This is a genomic window from Ardenticatenales bacterium (assembly GCA_020634515.1).
Taxonomy (GTDB): Bacteria; Chloroflexota; Anaerolineae; order Promineifilales; family Promineifilaceae; genus JAGVTM01.
Window position 1 is genome coordinate 25,678 of record JACKBL010000005.1, and the last position, 20,367, is coordinate 46,044.

Below are 20,367 nucleotides of genomic sequence, written 5' to 3' on the forward strand. Positions count from 1 at the left end.
AGGAGAACCGGAAATGACCGACGAAGAAATCACCAACGTTGAGGAAATCAAAGATCGCTTGAAGATTGAAGTTGAGGAAGTGGAAGCGATTGCCGCGGAAACTCCCACTGGCGGCGAAGAGCCTGCCGCCCAACCCGCCAGTATGGATGTGGTGGAAGAACTGAAGAACCTGGGACGTCAGGTTGCGGAGACGCTGCGCACCGCCTGGGAAAGCGAGGAGCGGCAGAAAATGGAAGCAGACGTGCGTGAAGGTATCAAATCCTTCGCCGACGAAGTGGACAAAGTGATCCGCGAAGCGCGTGACAGCGACGCCGCGCAAAAGATGCGCGAGGAAGCCACGGAGTTGAAGGCCAAGATGGAAGAGGCGGATCTGGCGAAGAAGGCGCGCAGCAGCCTCGTTCAGGGCCTGGGTTGGTTGAGCGACGAGCTAGGCAAGCTGGCTGCCAGCCTCTCCCCCAAAGAGAAACAGCCGGAAGCCCCCGCCCCGGCGGAACCGGAATCTTCTGGCGAAGAAGCCTGATCTCCGCTCCGACCCACAGCAAACACAATCCAACAGGGGTGCGCACCCGCGCACCCCTGTTTCATTTCAAGCACCACCTACCAACCATCAACTAACGTGACTGCGAAGTAATCGTTCGGAATTAAGCCCGCGGAGATTGGTTCAATCTGTCAGATTGAACCAATCTACAAATCGCCAAGTTGTTTTTGAACGAACTAAGGACTGACGATGCAATTCCGTACGTTATTTCATCGTCAATCCCAAGCCAGATTGGACCAATTTTCTCTGGTGAAAATGGCTATTGAGCGCGTGAAATTGGTCCAATCTAACAACCCCCAACTATCTCCCTCCCACCTGTGGCAACACGGCATGAGCCATCGCTTCCAGGCCGTCTACGTCGTCCAGGTCCAGCCATTGCAGCATTACACGCTGCACGCCCACTTCCGCCAGTTCGCCCAATTGATCCACAATCTGATTGCCCGTGCCCACAATGATGCCAATCTCGCGCATTTGGGCAAATGACCGTCCCTGCTCTTGCAGGCGCGCGTTGACGGCAGCGTCGTCCTTGCCGAACCAGCAGCCCGTCATCAAGGAGCGGCGTACATCCGCGGGGGCGCGCCCCCGCTCTTGCAGTAGGGCGTCCAATGCCTGGTTCCGTTGGCGGATGACTGCCGGCGTGGTGAAGACGGCGTTCCATTCGGTGGCGTATTGCGCCACGAGCGGCAGGGTACGTTTGGGGCCGTTGCCGCCGATGAGGATGGGGGGGCCGCCAGGGCGCAGCGGGCGTGGGAGGAGGATGGCTTCTTGTAGGTGGTAGTAAGTGCCGGCATAATCAACCGGATCATCACTGTGCAGCAGCCGCGTGACGACTTCCAGGCCTTCAATAAAGCGGGCGAAGCGTGGAGCCATTTCCAGCAAATCCCAACCGAAGTGGGTGTGTTCCCGCACCTGCCAGCCCGCGCCCATGCCCAGCGTCAGGCGACCGCCGGAGAGATCGTCAACGGCGGCAGCCATACGCGCCGTAAACGTAGGGTGGCGAAAGGAGACGGGCGAGACGAGGGGGCCGAATTCCAGCCGTTGCGTGTGGCTGGCGAGCCAGGTGAGCGAGACCCACAACTCCAGTGAATCTTTATCGGGTGGGTTGGCGTTGGTGAAATGGTCGGAGCGATAAAGGCCGACGTAGCCCAGCGATTCCACGGCATGGGCAATGCGCTGCCAGCGGGGCCAGGTGAGGCCGTTTTGGCCCTCAATCATGATGGCGACTTCTATTTGGGACATAGGTTCCTCCTTTGGGGGAAGCAGGCAAGGATATGATTCATACCTTGACCGTGCCCTGATTTTCTTGGGTCTAGTGAACAGGCGGGCGAGGCGGAAACGAAAACGCTCACCCATCAAGGGTGAGCGTTCAGGTTGTTCAGCTATCCGGGGACAAGCAGGGCGAGTTGGCCGCAGACAACATCGAACCAGGTAAGGGCAAGGCGTTCGATCTAATTGTGGACGGGTTTTTCGATGTGCGGCAGAACCTGGGCCAGGATTCTTTCTTTGGGCATGGCTCCGGTGACGCGGGCCACGACCTGACCATCTTTAAACAGCATCAACGTGGGGATGCCAATGATGCCGTAACGCCCAGGGATGGCCGGATTTTCGTCTACATCAACCTTGCCCACGCGCAGGACGCCGTCGTACTCGGCGGCGATGGCATTAACGCTGGGAGCAATCATGCGGCATGGGCCGCACCAATCCGCCCAGAAGTCAATCAATACGGGCTTGTCGGATTTGAGAACGTCTTGTTCGAAGCTTTCGTCAGTGACCTCAAATGGTTTTGCCATGAGTAAATCTCCTTAAATGAGTTTTTAGTTGGCGATTGTCAGTTGGCGGCGCGGTGGTTTTGTTGTCTGGGGAGGCAATGCTCCAGGGGTGTTCGTGCAAACAACTGATTTTCACGTGTAGGCGGGTGTTCTCGCGTCAAGGGCCGCCTTCAATTAAGATGTTGGTGGGCAGGATATTGCTTGCCTTGAATACAGACGCGCTAGACGGCGGACATCTTACGTTCACTGAAAAAACCGGGTTTTTCGAGTGCCCGGCCAAAATTACCAGAGTGGTTCATGTGTAAAAACCCGGTTTTTGGCCTTTTTTCAGTAGAGTCAGAGTTTAGCGTAAGCGGGTCTTCTGTCAAGGTGAATGAAGGGCAGAGAATTCACGGGGGTCGGCAAAAACGGGTAAAATCGCTACAATGCGGCGTCGTGGGCGTTGATGAAAACGTAATCACGGATTTCGCGGGTGACGCGGAATTGGTCCAATCTGGCTTAGCAGTTACGTTTTGACTGCGAATGGGCAGCATTGTTGACATGACGAACGACAAGCTGCCATCTGTCAACTTTTTTCAGGCGAGTCGGAAGCTCGCCCTATTTTGAGGAGGCGTGGGCCGTGATATTGCCGCAAATAACGTTGATGGCTGTGCCGGCATTGCCCCATGTGCAGCCGGGTGATGATGTGGGGGCATTGCTGGTGACGGCGCTGCGGCAGGCGGGTATGGCTTTGCAGGCGGGGGATGTGCTGGCGGTGGCGCAGAAGGTGATTTCGAAGGCGGAGGGGCGACAGGCGAATTTGCGGGAGGTGACGCCGGGGGCGCGGGCGCTGGAAGTGGCGGCGCGGACGGGGAAGGATGCGCGGCTGGTGGAGCTGATTTTGCGGGAGAGTGAGGAGATTTCGCGGCTGCGGCAGGGGGTGCTGATTGTGCGGCATCGGCTGGGGTTTACGAGCGCGAATGCCGGCATTGATCGCTCCAACGTCCCCCAACAAAACCACGAAGACGAAACCGTCCTCCTCCTTCCCCTCGACCCCGACGCCAGCGCCGCCCGCCTGCGCCACGCCCTGGAGGCCGCTTTTGGCGTGCGCCTGGGCGTGATCATCACCGACAGCCACGGGCGACCTTTTCGCCTGGGGACGGTGGGGGTGGCTATTGGCGTTGCCGGCATTCCCGCCCTCTGGGACCGGCGCGGCGAAGCGGATCTGTACGGCTACCAGCTACAGCACACCGATGTCGGCGTCGCGGACGAAATCGCCGCCGCCGCCGGGTTGCTCATGGGGCAGGCCGCGGAAGGGACGCCCGTCGTTCTCGTGCGCGGGCTGCGGCTGCCCGCCGCGCAAGGCCACGCCACCGACCTCGTGCGTCCCAAGCACATGGATTTGTACCGCTAGTTTTTCTCTGGCGGCAGCAGACAACTGAACCCTGCCTGTTCAAAATGCCTATCTGCTGTGCGCACGTTCAAACTGACGATGCAACACCGTGCTTTATTTCATCGGCAATCCTACACGGGAGTCTGGCGAAATCCACATAGGGTGGCCGGAGCCGCAGCTTTAGCCGGACCAAACGCCATTTGTGGGTCGGCTGAAGCCGCCACGTCAAAAACGCCAGTGTCCAGTAGTCATAATGTCCAGGAGCAGCGCGACATGGCTCAATGATGACAAGCTGTTTCCGGGGTTGAATGGATCTTCTTGTCTGGCGAGGGAGGAGAAACGGCCCATACGCGCCTCATCGCTGCTGTATGCCGTTAGTCGTTACGTACTATCCCCTGGCGTAGGCCAGGCGGTATACACTTGACGCGCTATGGTTGTGGTGCGGCAATGGATCGGGAATAAGGTCGGGTTCTATCTGGCGCTGTTGTTTGCGGGGATGGTGGTGGGCTGCCAAATGCCGGCACGCGCCGCCGATCTCCCCACCCTGGCCGCTGCCGCCCTGTTAAACGACGCCCAATCCGGCAGCAGCAACGGCCTGCCCCCCACCTTCACCCCGCCGCCCCCCTCCCTCTCGCCATCCCCCACCGCCACCCTATTCGTCACCCCCCGCCCCCCCACGCAAACGCCCCTGCCCATTCCCACCAACACCCCCGTCACGCCCATTCCGCCCACGCTCACCCCCTCCATCACGCCCACACCCACCCTCACCCCCACCGCTACGTTAAAGCCGCCCGGCGCATATGGCCTCGACGAACCTCTGCCGCTGGCCTACTACCCACGCCCCGCGGACGACAATGGCTGGGGCATCCACTGGATACCGACCACCAGCCAGGAGCCGGGTATCGTGGATCGCTTCGTGGCCGAAGTGGCCCGTATGCATATCAAATGGGTCGTTTTCCTCAATGACGGCACGGACATCGGGCGCAACGATTACCTGGTGGATCAACTCGTCGCCCACGGCATCATGCCCGTTATGCGCCTCTACCGCAGCGGCATTTTGCCCTACGATGGCGACCTGGGGCAGATGGTGCGCCATTATCGCGCCCGTGGCGTCTTTTACTTCCAACTGTACAACGAACCCAACGTCAACGACGAAAACCACCAGGGCGTTTCCAACCCCAACACCTACGCCGTGGCCTGGGCCGCCGCCGCGCGCGAAGTCGTGGCTAATGGCGGCTATCCCGGCCTGGGCGCGCTCAGCCCCGGCGGGCCGTATGACCACTATCAATTTCTGGCGCGCGCGTTGCAAGCGTTGCGGCGGAATGGGGACCTGGGGCTGCTCAATCGGGGGTGGGTTTCCGTCCACAATTACCAGGGGCTGCGCGCACCAGACGATGCGGATGGCTTTCTGCTTTTCCGCCAATACGACGCCATCGTCAACGCCTATCTACACCATTCCATCCCCCTCATCGGCACGGAAGGCGGCTCCTACCACCCCGATCCCCAGGTGGAAAAGGAGATGCTCACGTGGCAGTATGCCTACATGCGTGGCGCAGAGCCGTATTATTTTGCCTTTAGCGGCTGGATTTTGGCGAATCTGGAGGGGGGCAGCGCGGACCCGGCCTGGGAGTGGCAGGCGTGGTTCCGCCGCGACTTCGTGCATCCCGTCGTGACGGATTTCTTTTACCAGACGGAGCGATAGATGTCATATTGGTTCAATCTCCAAGATTGAACCAATATAAAGCCGTTAGCCGCCGGCAAGCGCCTGCACGCCGTGCAGGATGGCCTGCTGCGCGGCGGTGAACCAGGGGGTGGGGAGGAAGCCGAGGAGGAGCGTGCCCAAAACGGTGAGGGCGACGGCTGTGTTCAGGGCGGGGCGGGTGCTGACTTCCCCTTCGCCTTCGTACATGAACATGAGGTAGACGACGCGCAGGTAGAAGTAGCCGGAAATGATGCTGGTGACGACGCCGACGATGGCCAACCACGCCAGATCGGCTTCGAGGGCGGCGCGGAAGATGTAGAATTTGCCGGAGAAGCCGCCCGTGGGGGGCACGCCCGTGAGGGAGAGCATGAAGGTGGCCATGGCCAGGGAGAGCAGCGGCGCGCGTTTTGCCAGTCCTTTGAAGTCTTCGAGGGCGTTGCCCACGCTTTCGCGCCGTTCCACGGCAATGACGATGGCGAACGCGCCCAGGTTGGTGAAGAGGTAGGCGAGCATGTAGAAGAGGGCCGCGCTCACCCCCTCCGGGCTGGAAATGCCGGCAGCGACCCCCATCAAAATGTACCCCGCGTGCGCAATGCTGGAATAAGCCAACATACGCTTGATGTTGGACTGCGCCAGGGCCACCACGTTCCCCAAAATCATCGTCAGGGCGGCAATCACGGCCACGGCGGGAACCCAGGTGGTGGCGATGGCCGGCAGGGCGCTGATGAAGATGCGCATGAGGGCGGCGAATCCGCCAACCTTCGCGCCCACGGACATGAACGCGGTGACGGCGGTGGGCGCGCCCTCGTAGACGTCGGGTGTCCACATGTGGAAGGGGACGGCGGCGACTTTGAAGGCGAAGCCGACGAGCAGCAACGCCGCGCCTGCCGTGCCCAGTGTGCCGCCGTCGCCGATGTTCGTCAGCAGTTGGGGCAGGGCGGTGGAGCCGGTGGCCCCGTAGATGAGGGCGATGCCGAAGACCATGAAGGCGGAGGAGAAGGCGCCGAGGAGGAAGTACTTCATGGCGGATTCTTCGGAGTCGGGGCGGGGGACGGCGAACCCGGAGAGGATGTAGAGGGGGATAGAGAGGAGTTCGAGGGCCAGGAAGACGAGGATCAGGTCGTTGGCGATGCTCATGAGCATCATGCCGGCAAGACTGAACAGCATCAGCATGTAGAATTCGCCCCGGTTCAGGTTGACGCGGTCCAGATAGCTGACGGAGAGGAGGACGGTGAGGATGCCCGTGACCAGGAGGATGCTGTTGAGGAAGACGCTGTAGCGGTCTACGATGACCATGGGGCTGCCGCCGTCGGGGGTGAAGGTGGCGCCGGTTTGGTTCCATTGGAGGAGGGTGATGATTAATGCCGGCACAATCCCCACCAGACTCAGCCAACCCGTGCGGTTTTTCTGTTCCTGTGGCACGAACAGGTCCACAAACATCAGAATCAGGCCCCAGGCCACCATCCAGATCAGCGGTAATAGCAGAAAAGTGTCAATGGACGGAATCGTAAACGTCATGAGCGCGTCATCCCTCTGAGAAACAAGTCGCTGTCGCCCCAGTCTATCCAGCCGTCATCATGCCCCCCAACGACTTGGACGGTCACAATGAACACGAACTATGACATACTGGCGTGGAAAACTGGCTGCGACCGGAATTCGATCTAATTTTTACGTAACTACCAGGCCAGATTGGACCAATTTTCTCTGCTGAAAACAACCATTGAGCGCGTGAAATGGGTCTAATCAGCAGAGAGCGTTAGTAGTTACATTTTCACAATGATAGCACATTCGCGCGGGATGACACATACTTTTGAGGTATGAGGTATGAGGTATGAGGTATGAGGTATGAGGTATGAGGTATGAGGTATGAGGTATGAGGTATGAGGTATGAGGTATGAGGTATGAGGTATGAGGTATGAGGGTGTGGTAATGATGGCGGTTGTTGCGGGCGCTGTTGGATGAACGGGCGATTGCTCTGGCTACGCGCCAATTCGTTGATGCCGCGCCGCTGTTCTGTTACTATCAGGACTTACGCATTTGACACAAATTACACGAATCAACACGAATTTTTCGGCTTTATTCGTGAAATTCGTGCCATTCGTGTCGAAAAATTCTCCAACTGTGTAAGTTCTAACCATAACGTCAAGTCGATTTCCCCATAGTCAACACAGGAGCGCGTGATGACAGACATACCCCAAATGCCGGCAGATTTTGCCATTCTCATAGACTTTCCCGACGAGGGCGGGCTGGTGCAGGCCAGCCTGGGCGATGACGTCACCGAATGGCTGCAAAAGTCCCAAATGGCGCTGGACAAAGCGATGACGACGATTGTGGGCATGGCTTACCGCGCCAGCCAACTGCGTGACCGCATTCCCCGCGAGTTTACGCAGGCCGAAATTGAGTTCGGCGTCAAGTTCGATTACGAAGCGGGCGCGCTGCTGGCGAAAGCGGGCGCCGAAGGCAGCATTAGCGTCAAGCTGACCTGGGAGCGGAAGAAGGATGACGACGAGAGATTGGTTCAATCTCCGAGATTGAACCAATCTGGACCCCTGCCATGACTGACGAAATCATCCTGCAAAACCTGCGCGACTTCACGGTGCAAATACGTCGCCTCAAAGACGACGCGATTGTGGGGACGGGCATTGCCGCCACCCTCGACGGTAAAATCGTCACCTGCGCCCATGTGGTCAAGGCGGCGCTGGGCGTGCATCCGCGCCAGGCGGGCGCGGCGGAGATGGGCGTTTACTTCCCGCAGGCGCGCGGGGACGAGCGCAAAAACCGCCGCGCCGTCATTGCCGCCTGCTTCCCCCAGCATGACGACGACGTGATTATTCTGCAACTGGACGGCCCGCCCCCGCTCGGCCCGGAACAGATACCCAAACTGGGAACCGCCGAACCCTCCGCCTTCCACCCCTTTCGTAGCTACGGCTACCGCCGTCTGGCAAAATACCAGGCGGGACACGCGCATGGCATGATCCTGGATGCAATAGAGTCGCCGCCTGGGGCCACGCTTCATGCCGACCCGGTGCAGCTAGAATCCAACCAGATCAATAAAGGGATGAGCGGCGCGGGGGTGCTGGATGTGGAGCGCAATCTGGTTGTCGGCCTTGTCTCCGAGGTGTGGCGGCCCGGCGCGGACGGCGTGGATCAGGGGACGGCGTGGGGCGTCAACGCCCGCGTGCTCAGCCTGCCGCCGATGGGCTTGATGTTGCAGGATGCGCCCGAACCTAAACAGGCCGCCGCTCAACCCCAGCCGCAATATCAAGACGTGGCGCGGCAGGTAGCCCATGCGCGGCCTGAATCCCAATTCCACGCCGCGCCGCCGCCGCTGGCGGAGTGGGTGGGGCGCGCCGACCTGCTGGAGGGCCTCACCCGCGACTACGCCGACCCCGACCGCCGCGTCACCGGCCTGATTGGCTTTGGCGGCGAGGGGAAGAGCAGCCTGGCGCGGCGGTGGGTGGACGATTTGGCAAATCGTCCTACGGGGGTGTTTTGGTGGGGCTTTTACGATAATGCCAACGTGGACGAATTCCTGGCCACGGCGCTGGATTTCATCAGCGGCGGCCTGATTGACCCGCGGCGGATGCCGTCCAGCAGCGCGAAGGCGCAGGCGACAGCGGCGATGCTGGCCAATGGGCGTTACTTGTTTGTGCTGGATGGGCTGGAGGTGTTGCAGCGGCAGGAGGGGGACAATTATGGCCTGCTCACCAGCCCCGATTTGCTCACCTTCCTGCAACTGTTTGCCGCGCCCGGGCATGATAGCTTTTGCCTGGTCACCAGCCGCGCCCCGCTGCTGGATTTGATGCCCTACACCAGCTACAACCACCGCGACGTGGGGCCGGTGTCGCGGGCGGATGGTCGCGCCTTGCTGCGGGCGCTGGGTGTTCAGGGGCGGGATGGGGCGTTGGACGGGCTGGTGACGGCGTGGGAGGGGCACGCGCTGACGCTTTCCCTGTTGGGCACGTACCTGGCCTGGCGACATGGCGGGGACGCCGCCTTTGCGGACGGGTTTGACCCGCTGGCGGCGGCGGAGGAGGACAATGAGGCTCCCACGGAGGCGCGGCGGCGGTATAGTCACGTACATCGCGTGCTGCGGCGGTATGATGAGCATTTGACGGCGGCGGAACGCGCCTTTATGACGTTATTCAGCGCCTTCCGTACGCCCGTGACGGCGGAGGCGTTGGGCAGGGTTTTTCGATCCACGGATGAGGCAGAGAACAACCCGTTGCGGGCGGCGTTGGCGGGGATGGATGCGGCTGCATTTGATGGGTTGATAACGCGGTTGACGGGCTACCGCTTGCTGCGGCATAACGCGGAGGCGGGGACGTACACGACGCACCCGCTGGTGCGCAGCCATTACCTGAACCAGTTGCTGCACAGCGGGCAGGCGGCGCAGACTCACGACCAGGTGAAGGCGTATTACCTGGAACTGGCGGGTGACACGCCCCACAACCCGACGCTGGCGCAGTTGGCGCCGCTGATTGAGGTCGTTTACCATGCCTGCCGCGCCGGGGCGTACGACGAGGCGTATGAAATATATGACGAGCGAATCGGTCAACGAAACCGTCATTATCTCCAACATGTTCTGGGCGCATTTGAAACGTCATTGAACATCATGCTGCAATTCTTCCCCGGTGGGGATGCCGGCCAGGAACCGCAGGTGAGCCAGGCGCGCGTTAAAGGCTGGATATTGAATACGGTGGGGACATGTCATATGGGTCTGGGGCGATTAGGAACGACGGTTCCCTTCTACGAGCGCGGCAACCAAATGGCCGTAGAGCGGGAAGAGTGGCACAACGCCAGCACCGGCTACCAGAACCTGGCGCATCTGAACGTCTCCCTGGGGCGGCTGGCGGCGGGTGCGGCCGCGGCCGGGCGGGCGCTGGAACTGGCCCGCCGCTCCGCAAATAAGCGGAATGAGTGCGAAGCGCTGGCGTGTCAGGGTTGGGCGGCGCATCTGCGCGGCGAGACGGCGGCGGCGGCGACGGCCTTCCGCGAGGCGGAGGCGCTGGGACGGGAAGTGGACGGCAGTAGGCAATATCTCTATACCGGGCGTGGCATCAGGCACGCGGCGCATTTGCGGCGGGCGGGGGAGGCGGCGTATGCGCGGCGGGTGACAGTCGCCAACCTGGAGATTTGCGAGCGCAACCGCTGGACGTATTATATCAGCATGTGCCGTCGCGTCCTGGGCGAACTGGACGCCGCCGCGGGCAGCCAGGAATCCGCGCGCGACCATTTTGATGCGGCGCTGATCCTGGCCCGCGGCATTTCCGTGCGCGATGTCCTCATCGAGGCGCTGCTGGCGCGGGGGCGGTGGGCGGCGCGGTCAGACCTGGCAGGTTTTCAAAACCTGCCAGGTCTCCGTCTCCCGCAAGCCTTCTCCGACCTGCGCGAAGCCCTCGGCTACGCCACGGATGGTGGCTACCGTATCTACGAGGCGGACATCCGCGTGTCCCTCGGCTGGGCGCAGCGGGCGGCGGGCGACCCCGCCGCCGCCCGCCAGGAAGCAACCCGCGCGCAAACGATGTCGCGGGAGATGGGCTACCACTGGGGCCAGGTGGACGCCGCCGACCTGCTGGCGGCGCTCGACTAACCACCGCCGCGAAATCTCCCGCGGGCTGAGCCTGTCGAAGCCCATGTTGCCGCCTGCGACAGGCTCAGGCAACGGCGTTGGTCGTTACAAACATGAGATTGGTTCAATCTTCGGAGATTGAACCAATCTGTGCTGCGCCTAATACCCCGTCATCTCCACGTACCCCTGGGCGGTGATGGGCTGGTCGGCCCGGGTTCCCGTGTAGGAGACGGCCCCTTCCCAATAGGTGGTGGAGACGTTTAGCTCCTGGTTGGGCATCAGCGCCGCCCCGGCGAGGCGCAGGTCCAGCGCGGGCACGGCGATTTGCCAGCTAACGGGGTAGGTGACGCCGCTGGTGGGGCTGGTCCAGGTGCGCCCCGTGGTCAATGTCCATTCCCCCAGGCGCAGCGGCGTCACCGCGCCGTCGGCGGCGATGAAACTACCGCTCGAGTAGGGTTCCAACGAGCCATCCTGACGTCGAATTTGGAAGAACATCAGCGCCGCGCCGTCGTCTAGCTGGATGGAGAACCAATCCCACCCTACCGCGCCGGGATTGAGGGCGCTCGTGCTGTATTCGTGGTCCGTCCAGGCCAGGCCCGTCACCGCGTATGCCTGCTCCCCGATGCGCACCTGCCCCTGGACCTGCTGCTGCACGATGGAGTAGTAATAGGAGGCGTTGCCCGGCTGCGGTCCCTTCTGGCTGAGGCCGCCATCTCCGTGCAGCACGGGTGGCAGCGTTTGCGTAAGAGTCAGGTCGAGGGCGACGGCGTCGGCGCGGGCGAACAGGCGCACCTGGCCGGCGGCGACTTCCTGCGCGGTCCAATCTTGCAGCCAGACGTGATAGGGGGCGGCGGCGGCCCCGGCCAGCCCCGCTGCGCCGCGGCTGAATCGCTCCGCCGGGTAGAAGGCGTTGTTAACGATGTCGCTGATGGTGAAGTGGGCCAGATAGACCTGGTTGGTGCGCCAGGGCGAGCCGTCGGCGGCGGGTGCGGCGGCGGGCGGGGTGAGGGCACTGCGGAAGAAGGTAAGCTGGAAGCCAAAGGGACGCCCATCCGCCGTTTGCAGGTTGCCCGTGTAGTACCACCACTCCGTCTGGTAGTCGTCGTGCGGTCCCAGGTCGCGCGGGAACTGCACGGCGTCGGAGCGCGTGGCGCGGGCATAGCCGTCAGTGTCGTCGCTGGCGAGGAGGCCGATGAGGGAGGGGGCGGCTTCCGTGCGCGGCAGGGCGCGCCAGGCAAAGAGGGCGGCGATGAGGGCCAGGGCCAGGATGAGGAGGAGGGGGAGGAGGCGTTTCATAGGAGTTACCATGAGTCGGGGCGCGTCGTCATAAAAAGAGTTACAGATTGCGCAGATGACGCAGATTTGTCTTGATGATGTTTGAGGGTGGCGTTTCTGACAACTGACAACTATCCACTGACAACGCTTTTATTCCTGGCGGATGGCGGTGGCGATCATCATTTTGCCGAGGCGGAGGGCAGGGTAGATGCCGGCAAGCAACGCCGCCACCACCGCCACCACAAACGCCTGCGCAAAATAGCCCGGCTGCAGACGCATTTGCAGCGTCCAGCCAAACGAACGCACGTTAATCACATAAATTAGCACCCAGGCGAGTACAAAACCGGTGGGCATGGCCAGCAGGCCCGCCAGGCCGCCCATCAGGCCCGTTTCCAGCAGCGTCAGCCGCCACAACTGCCCCAACGTCATCCCCGTGGCGCGTAGCACGCCCAACTCCCGCGCCCGCTCCAACTGCAAACTGAGCAGGGCGCTGAGGACGCCAATGAAGGCCACGAGGGTTGCCAGCAGTTGCAGCGCCGCCGTCACGGCAAAGGTGCGGTCGAAAATGTCCAGTGAGGCATTACGCAGCCCCTGGTTGGAGTTGATCGTCAACTGTTGTTTTTCCGCCAGCGCCGTTTGCATCGCCCGCACCGTCTGGTCCACGTCCACGCCTGGGGCGACAAACAGGGCCACGGTGGAGATTTGCGGGTCGTCCCACGTCTCCTGATAAAGCTGGCTGCCCATCCAGATCGTGCCCTGGTCGGAGGCGTAGTCATAGAAGATGGCGAGGACGGGGAAGGCACGCGGCCCGGTGGGCGTCATTAAGGTGATGGGGGCGGGGGGGATGGATAGGTTTTGGCGCAGCAGTAGCGGTTCGGAGATGATGATGCCTGTGCCGGCGGCCACGGCTTGCCAGATGTGGGCTTGTGAATCAGAGAGCCAGACGTAGGGACGGGAATTGCCGGCAATATCCCCACTCACCGCCAGCACATCCACCTCCCGCCCAAAATCCGGGGCCAGAATGCGCACACTGCGCCCCGTGACGGCGCGGGTCATACCCGGCCACGAGGCCACCGCCGCCAGCACATCCGGGCGTAGCGCCCCTTGCACCGAGTTCGCCGTCGCTCCTGGCGGCGAGACGTAAATGTCCGCCTGCAGCGTGGCGTTTAGCCACTGCTCCACCGTACCGCGAAACGAGCCAATCATGATGGAAACGCCGATGATTACGGAGACCGCCGTCATCAGGGCGGCAATGGCTACGGACGTGCGACTGAGGGAGCGGGCGATGTCGCGCGGGGCCATGCGCCCTAATGGTCCCAGCAGTCGCCCGCCCAGTGGGGCCAATCGTTCCATCAGCCACAGAGTCAGCGGCGGCGTCAGCAGGGCGCAGCCAATGAGAATGGCGAACAGGCCGATGAAACTGACGATGAGGTTGACGCCGCGCAGCCAGAGGAGGAACGCGCCCAGCGCGGACAGCGCCAGCCAGCCCAGCCACAGCCAGGGGACAATCTGGCGCGCCTTGCTTTCCAGCGTGGAGCGGCGCAGGGTGCTGTTTGGCGGCGTGCGCATCGCTTCCCAGGCGGGGGGCAGCGACGCGGCCACGGCGGCCAGCACGCCAATGACCAGCCCTTTGAGCAGGGTGAGAAAGGGGATGGCGACCGTCTGCACGTTGACGACAAAGTAGAAGTCGTTGATGGTTTGCGTGACCAGGCGCACCATGCCCTGCCCCAACAGCACACCCAATCCCACCCCCAGCACCGCCCCCACCAGCCCTAGCGCGGCGGCTTCCGCCAGGATGAGGCCGGCGAGTTGGCCGCCGGTGACACCGAGGCAGCGGAGGACGCCAAAGAGGGGGCGTCGTTGGATGACGCTAAAGGTGACGGTGTTGTAGATGAGGAACATGCCTACGACCAGGGCCAGCAGGCTCATCGCCGTGAGGTTGAGTTCAAAGGCGGCGGCCATTTGCTGGATGGCGTTGCTACGGGCGGCGGCGGTTTCCAGGAGGATGCCGGGGGGGAGGTTGTCCCCGATGTGGGTCAGGGTGGCTGTGTCGGGAATGATGAGGTCGATGTGGCTGAGGCGGCCCGTCATGTGCAGCAGTTCTTGCGCGCTGGCGATGTCCGTGAAGATCACGTTGCTGAGGCCACGGCGGGTGATTTCGTCTCCGGGCTGGATGAGGCCGACGATGCGCGCCTGGGTTGTTTCGCCGGCCAGGTCGAGGATGAGGGTGTCGTCGAGGCGCAGACCAGACTGCCGGGCGGTGTCCGCGGAGAGGATAATGGCGTTTGCTTCGGTGAGGAAGGGGGCGAGCGTGTTGAGATCGGGGGAACGGCCCAGGTAGGCGCGGAAAGGGGCTTCGGCGAAGGGGTCAATGCCGACGAGTCGTAATGACTGCCCGCCGAATGCGGGTGAGGTGACGTATCCTTCGACGATGGGGGCGGCAAGGTTATAGCCAAGTTGACGGCGCAGGTTGAGGTAGATGGTTTCGTCCAATCCGGTGGGGCCGCCAGAGATACGGTGCGTGGTTTTGCCGGCAATCGCGTCCGTAGACAGTTGAAAAGCGCGGCGCGCGGAGCCGTTCGCCAGGTCGATGGAGACCATCATGGCGACACCCAAAGCCACGCCGAGGACAAACAAGATGTATTCCAGAGGGCGACGCCGGATGCGCCGCCAGCCGGTGCGGAAGAGGGCCAGGTTCATGGGGGAATTATCGGGTGACGGACCAGCGGCGGTTGTGGCCGTTGGTGTGCGTGGCGGCGGGTTCCGGTTCGGCGATGAGTTTGCCTTCGTGGATGTGGTAGACGTGGTCGGCCAGGGGGACGACTTCGGGGCTGTGGGTGGCCATGATGAGGGTTTTGCCGGCATTTCGCGTCAAAGACAGCAGCAATTGTAGCACCACCTCCCCCGTCTCCTCATCCAGATTGCCCGTCGGCTCATCCGCCAGCACCAGCAGCGGGTCATGCGCCAGGGCGCGAGCAATTGCTACCCGCTGCTGCTCGCCCCCGGACAGTCTATCGGGAAATGTGCGTGCCCGCTCCGCCAATCCCACCTGCTGCAGCAGGGCCAACGCCCTGGGAGCCACGTCTTGCTGCGCCACCCCCGCCAATTCTTGCGGCAGCGTTACATTCTCCAGCACCGTTAACGTGGGAATCAGGTTGAAGAATTGGAAGACGAAGCCGATATGGTCGCGGCGGAACAGCGTGCGCTCCCGGTCGCGTAGGGATGTAATGGTCACGCCATTGACCGTTACCCCGCCGCTGTCCGGCGCTTCAATCCCGCTGATCAGGTTCAGCAGTGTGCTTTTGCCGCTGCCGCTCTTGCCCAACAACACCACAAACTCCCCTTCTTGAAACTGCGCGGATACGTTGTCCAACACCAGGCGGCTCTGGCCGCCTTCTTGAAACGACTTGCTCAGGTTGTCCAGCCAGACAATGGGAATCGTGGGCTTCAGCATTTGCATGAATTTCTCCTGGGAGACAATGGGGTTGAATGGCCGCGTGAAAAGTGATTGCGCGTGGCCTGCTTCCGTAGCATAGCATCCACCCTCATCACGGCAAATTCTGCCGGTAGCCGCTCACCCGTTTCTTAGAAGCGGGTACTAGATAAGATAACGCAGTTGTTTCCTTGCCGCTCCGTAACGACTATCGCTCTCTGGAGATTGGGCCGATTTCGCGCGCTCAAGGGCCATTTCCACCAGGGAAAATTGGTCCAAGCTGGCCTGGCCGTTATGCCGCTCCTTCAAACTTTCGCAGGAGTTGCCCCCGTGCCCGCCTTTCGTTACCATACACGCCAATGCCGGCATTATCTGGCCAATGCCGCGACGCCGATCACGATGTGCCAGGATTGGTTCATTCTTGGAGAATGAGCTAACTAGACTCAAGTTACTGAGATCAAACCATGAAAAAGACCGCCATCATCGGAACGCTGCTCACCTTTCTCTCCCTGCTCCTCGTTCTCAGTGCCACCGTGATTTTTCTCTGGCAGGGACGCGCGGCCTGGCGCGACACGGCGACGCAACTGGAGGGGGATAAACAGCGGCTCGGCGACACGCTCTGGTCCACGGAAGCGGAGTTGGCGACGCGGGAGGCGGCGCTGGCGACGACGGCGGCAGGGGGCGTGGCGCTGGAGGGGACGTTGGCGGCGGTGGAGGCGACGCGAGAAGCCTTGGGGGATGAAGTGACGGCGCTGTCGAATTCGCTGACGGAGGCAAATGCGCGGCTGGATGCGCAGGAGGCCACCGTTTCCGCGTGGCGGACGCGCCCGCCGGCGGTGGCTTTTTTCGCGCCGCAGCCGGAGGCGAGCATCCCGTTGGGGCAATCGGTTACGATAGTACTTTCCGCCGGCGATCCGCTGGGGTTAGCGGCGGTGAATTTGACGGCGAATGGGGAGTCGTTGGTTTCTTATTCGCCGGAGGATGAGGTGTTGGTGACGGTGCGGAAGTTGTGGGATCCGGATCGTGCCGGCATTTACACCCTCAGCGCCACCGCCATCAACACCGCCGGCGTCAGCAGCGCGCCCGTGGAACGCACCCTGACTGTCGTGGATGCCACCGCCGATGCCAATGCCCCCCTGCGGGCGCAAATTGAAGCCAATGTGGCCGAAATTCGTGGCCTGGCTCCCTTGCACCCGATCACGCCGACCCTGCTGACGGCGGAGGAACTGCGGCAGCGGGTAGAGGCGGACCTGGCGGACTACACGCCGACGGACGCGCACGAGGATGCCCTGGTGCTGAGCGCGTTTGATTTTGTCTCGCCCGACGTGGACCTGTATGAGGCGTACGCCAGCTTCTACAGCGAGCAAATCCTCGGTTTTTATGACCCGGAGACGGCGGAATTCGTGGTGATCAGCGATGATGAGGCGTTGGACGCCAACGAGCAGTGGACGCACGCGCACGAGTTCGTCCACGCGCTGCAAGACCAGCATTATCAGCTTGAGGCGCTGAGTGACGCGACGCTGGATGCGGAGGCGAGCATGGCGTTGCGGGCGCTGGCGGAGGGGGATGCGACGCAGGTGCAGCTTTTGTATCTGTTTGATGGCTATTTTTCACAGAAGCAGGTGAATGAGATTTACGATACGTTGCAAAATGGGGCGGAGGAGGTGGGGGCGGAAATGCCGGCCGTGCTGCAAAACAGTTTCGCCTTCCCCTACGACCAGGGCTTCACCTTCGTGAACGCCCTTTACGACCAGGGGGGCTTTGCCGCCGTGGACGCCGCCTGGCAAAATCCGCCCCGCTCCAGCGAGCAAATCTTGCACCCGGACCGCTACCTGGCGGGCGATTTGCCCCAGATCGTCACGCTGCCCCCGCTCACGGACACGTTGGGGCTGGATTGGCGGCAGTTGGATGAGGATGTGTTCGGCGAGTTTTTCTTGCGCGAATACCTGGGGCAGCAGTTGGATACGAAAACGGTGGACACGGCGGCGACCGGCTGGGGGGGGGATGCCTACGCGGTTTATGCGCGGGCGGGGGATGAGGCGCTGGTGATGGTGTACCAGACGCGCTGGGATACGCCGCAAGATGCGGCTGAGTTCGTGCGTGCCTATGCGGAATATGCTTTGGCTTATGGTGCGGCGGTTGTTAATGCCGGCAACGCCTCCTGCTGGCAAGGTGATGATCGCGTTTGCCTCTACCAACTCCCCGATACCATCACCATCATCCGCGCCCCCGATGAAGCCACCATCAACAAAATAGTCGATTCACTGCGTCTGCTTACCCAGGATGCTTGAGCGCGGTTCCCATAAGGGCGCGGAAAAAGCCGCGCCTGTCTGCGTCTCCAAAATTGATGATAGTATGCAATTAGGAATGAATTCATGAAAGCCTTTCGGCAAGTTGATCGTCGTCTTTTGACCATTCTTCTGATCGTGTTTGTGCAGATATTAAGCGCCTCGCTCATCCTGCCCATTCTCCCCCTGTACGCGCAGCGCCAGTTCAAAATGACCCCGCAGGTCATCACACTGCTCGTCTCCTCCTATTTCGCGGCGCAGTTCTTCGCCGGGCCGGCATTAGGTCGCCTCTCTGATAAATATGGACGGCTGCCCGTGTTGATTGTGAGCCAGGTGGGCACGGTGATCAGCTTCATCATGCTGGCCTACGCGCATACGGTGTGGATGTTGTTTGCCGCGCGCATTCTCGACGGCATTACGGGGGGCAACATCATCGTGGCGCAGGCATACGTGACGGACGTGACGCCACCAGAGCGGCGCACGCAGTCGTTGGGGCTGGTTTTTGCCGCTTTTGGGTTGGGCTTTATCTTTGGTCCGGCGGCGGGCGGCGTGCTGTCGGCGCTGTTTGGCTCGCAAATCCCGTTCCTGATTGCCGCCGCCGTGGCCGCGCTCACCGTCCTGATCACCTGGTGGGCGCTGGATGAATCCCTCTCCACGGAACAGCGGGAACACAATAAGCGGTTTACGCAGAGCCGTATGGACCTGGGCAGCGTGGTGCATAATACGCCCCTCCTGTTCATCTTGACGATTGCCTTTGTGGGGCAATTTGCCCTGGGGCTGCTGCAATCGACGTTTGCGCTCTATGGCGGAGCGGTGTTGTTTGTGGAATACAGCGCCCGGTTGACCAACCTGGGGGTAGGGTTGCTGCTGGCAGTGAACGGTATCGGCCAGTTCACGACGCAAATCTGGCTGCTGCCGCGACTGCTACGGCGGTATGGGGATGGGGCGCTGGTGATTGTAGGGACGCTGACGCGGGGGATGGGGATGTTTGTGTTTGCGCTGATTACAACGCCCTGGTTGGGGCCGATTGGCTCGTTGTTGTTTGCCGCCGGGGTGGGGTTAGCGATGCCGCCGCTGCAATCGCTGTCTACGCGGACGGTGGCGGATGAATTGCGCGGAGGGGTGTTGGGACTGTATCAGTCGGCGCTGAGTCTGTCCACGATTTTGAGTACGGCGGTGGCGGGGAGTCTGTTTGCCGTCCATGCGACGACGCCGTACTGGTTGGGAGGGAGTCTGTCGGTGGCGGTGGCTGTGCCGGCATTTTTCCTCCTCCAATACATCCGCCGCGGCCACCTGACCCCCCGACCCGTGCCCGTCGGCCACTCATAGCGCGGCGGGTTCCGGCGGCAAGCTCCCATTCCGCCATCCCCACTCCGTCAGCCCCAGCATGTGGTGATAGGCCGTCAAATCAAGCTGCAGCGGCGTCACGGAGACATACCCCTCCGCCAGCGCGCCAATGTCCGTGCCTTTTTCCGGCACACCCGTGGGCGCTTCGCCACTGATCCAGTAATAGTCCTGGCCGCGTGGGTCCTGCCGCTTTTCCAGTTCATCCCGATAAATGCGCAGCCCCTGGCGCGTCAGTTGAATGCCCTTGACCTCCTCAATGGGCAGGTAGGGCACATTTACGTTCAGGAACACCCCTTTGGGCAGGCTATGCGTGAGCGTTGTGCGCACGATGAGGCGGGCGACGCGGGCAGCGGTGCTGTAGTCCAGGTGTCCGTGCCCCTTTTCCCCGGCGTCTGTGGAGAAGGCAATTGCCGGCACGCCCGCAATAATACTCTCCATCGCCGCCGTCACCGTCCCCGAATACGTCACATCGTGCCCCAGGTTCGCCATCGGATTGATGCCCGACACCACCAGGTCCACCGGCCTGCGCACCACGCCCATCAGCGCCAGCGCCACGCAGTCTGACGGCGCGCCATCGCTGCACAACGCCTCCGACCCATCCGCCAGCGTTGCCGCGCGCACCCGCAGCGGATTATGCAGCGTCTTCACATGCCCCCGCCCCGACCAGTTGCGGTCCGGGGCTACCACGCTCACCTCCCCCACCTGGCGCATCGCCTGCGCCAGCGCCAACAACCCCGGGGCCATCACGCCATCATCGTTCGTTACCAAAATGTGCATTCTTTTCTCGCTCATAACGATTGAGTTCACTGAAAAAACCGGGTTTTTCGAGTGCCCGGCCAAAATTACCAGAGTGGTTCATGTGTAAAAACCCGGTTTTTGGCCTTTTTTCAGTAGAGTCACGATTCCGTCTCGTATCTATTCGGCCTGGAGACCTTCCCGGAAGCTTGATGTCAAGCCCAAAACGCCTCATCATTCCGATCATTTCGCATCAAGATAACTTCCGGGAAGGTGGTCGTGAATAGACGCTTTCCCGCTATCCTACATCGACGTGATTAAGCCTCGTTTAGCTTC

Annotated in this window: 14 protein-coding genes; 7 read left to right on the forward strand and 7 right to left on the reverse strand. The window is 61.7% G+C overall.

The window, feature by feature from the left end:
* Positions 1-13: 13 nt before the first annotated feature.
* Positions 14-520: a hypothetical protein gene (locus tag H6650_14195; protein MCB8953153.1), complete on the forward strand. Its 507-nt coding sequence runs from the start codon at positions 14-16 to the stop codon at positions 518-520.
* 318 nt (positions 521-838) lie between these two features.
* On the opposite strand, the gene H6650_14200 is transcribed toward H6650_14195, so the two are convergent.
* Together H6650_14200 and trxA are read right to left on the reverse strand one after the other, a co-directional pair.
* Positions 839-1,777, reverse strand: coding sequence for a TIGR03560 family F420-dependent LLM class oxidoreductase (locus tag H6650_14200; GenBank protein MCB8953154.1), 939 nt, complete (start codon positions 1,775-1,777; stop codon positions 839-841).
* A 209-nt stretch (positions 1,778-1,986) separates the two neighbouring features.
* The gene (gene trxA / locus H6650_14205) at positions 1,987-2,328 is read right to left on the reverse strand and encodes a thioredoxin (GenBank protein MCB8953155.1); all 342 of its coding nucleotides are present in this window, start codon (positions 2,326-2,328) and stop codon (positions 1,987-1,989) included.
* Between the two features lie 622 nt (positions 2,329-2,950).
* Here trxA and cofE point away from each other — a divergent pair.
* On the forward strand, positions 2,951-3,700 hold the full coding sequence (gene cofE / locus H6650_14210; protein ID MCB8953156.1) for a coenzyme F420-0:L-glutamate ligase: 750 nt from the start codon (positions 2,951-2,953) through the stop codon (positions 3,698-3,700).
* A 418-nt stretch (positions 3,701-4,118) separates the two neighbouring features.
* Complete coding sequence (locus H6650_14215; GenBank protein MCB8953157.1) at positions 4,119-5,381, forward strand: hypothetical protein; 1,263 nt, start codon at positions 4,119-4,121, stop codon at positions 5,379-5,381.
* A gap of 45 nt (positions 5,382-5,426) precedes the next feature.
* On the opposite strand, the gene H6650_14220 is transcribed toward H6650_14215, so the two are convergent.
* Positions 5,427-6,899 (reverse strand): NADH-quinone oxidoreductase subunit N, encoded by a 1,473-nt coding sequence (locus tag H6650_14220; protein MCB8953158.1) that lies wholly within the window; start codon positions 6,897-6,899, stop codon positions 5,427-5,429.
* Positions 6,900-7,561: 662 nt separating this feature from the next.
* Here H6650_14220 and H6650_14225 point away from each other — a divergent pair.
* The gene (locus H6650_14225) at positions 7,562-7,939 is read left to right on the forward strand and encodes a hypothetical protein (protein MCB8953159.1); all 378 of its coding nucleotides are present in this window, start codon (positions 7,562-7,564) and stop codon (positions 7,937-7,939) included.
* Entirely contained in the window at positions 7,936-10,974 is a 3,039-nt protein-coding gene (locus H6650_14230; protein MCB8953160.1) for a trypsin-like peptidase domain-containing protein, read from the forward strand. Before H6650_14225 ends, H6650_14230 begins: the two co-directional genes overlap by 4 nt.
* 138 nt (positions 10,975-11,112) lie before the next feature.
* Here the strand turns inward: H6650_14230 and H6650_14235 are convergent, their stop codons facing one another.
* The 3 genes from H6650_14235 to H6650_14245 all read right to left on the reverse strand — a co-directional run bounded on the left by H6650_14235 (position 11,113) and on the right by H6650_14245 (position 15,688).
* Positions 11,113-12,249 (reverse strand): hypothetical protein, encoded by a 1,137-nt coding sequence (locus tag H6650_14235; GenBank protein ID MCB8953161.1) that lies wholly within the window; start codon positions 12,247-12,249, stop codon positions 11,113-11,115.
* 129 nt (positions 12,250-12,378) lie between these two features.
* Positions 12,379-14,928, reverse strand: a complete 2,550-nt coding sequence (locus tag H6650_14240) for an FtsX-like permease family protein (GenBank protein ID MCB8953162.1) — start codon at positions 14,926-14,928, stop codon at positions 12,379-12,381.
* A gap of 7 nt (positions 14,929-14,935) precedes the next feature.
* Positions 14,936-15,688, reverse strand: a complete 753-nt coding sequence (locus tag H6650_14245) for an ABC transporter ATP-binding protein (GenBank protein ID MCB8953163.1) — start codon at positions 15,686-15,688, stop codon at positions 14,936-14,938.
* Positions 15,689-16,125: 437 nt separating this feature from the next.
* Between H6650_14245 and H6650_14250 the strand changes: the two genes are divergently transcribed.
* Together H6650_14250 and H6650_14255 are read left to right on the forward strand one after the other, a co-directional pair.
* A complete protein-coding gene (locus tag H6650_14250; GenBank protein MCB8953164.1) occupies positions 16,126-17,952 on the forward strand; it encodes a hypothetical protein in 1,827 nt (608 codons plus the stop codon).
* Positions 17,953-18,036: 84 nt separating this feature from the next.
* Entirely contained in the window at positions 18,037-19,278 is a 1,242-nt protein-coding gene (locus tag H6650_14255; GenBank protein ID MCB8953165.1) for an MFS transporter, read from the forward strand.
* Here H6650_14255 and surE read toward each other — a convergent pair.
* Positions 19,273-20,073, reverse strand: a complete 801-nt coding sequence (gene surE, locus H6650_14260; GenBank protein MCB8953166.1) for a 5'/3'-nucleotidase SurE — start codon at positions 20,071-20,073, stop codon at positions 19,273-19,275. The genes H6650_14255 and surE overlap by 6 nt on opposite strands.
* Positions 20,074-20,367 lie beyond the last annotated feature (294 nt).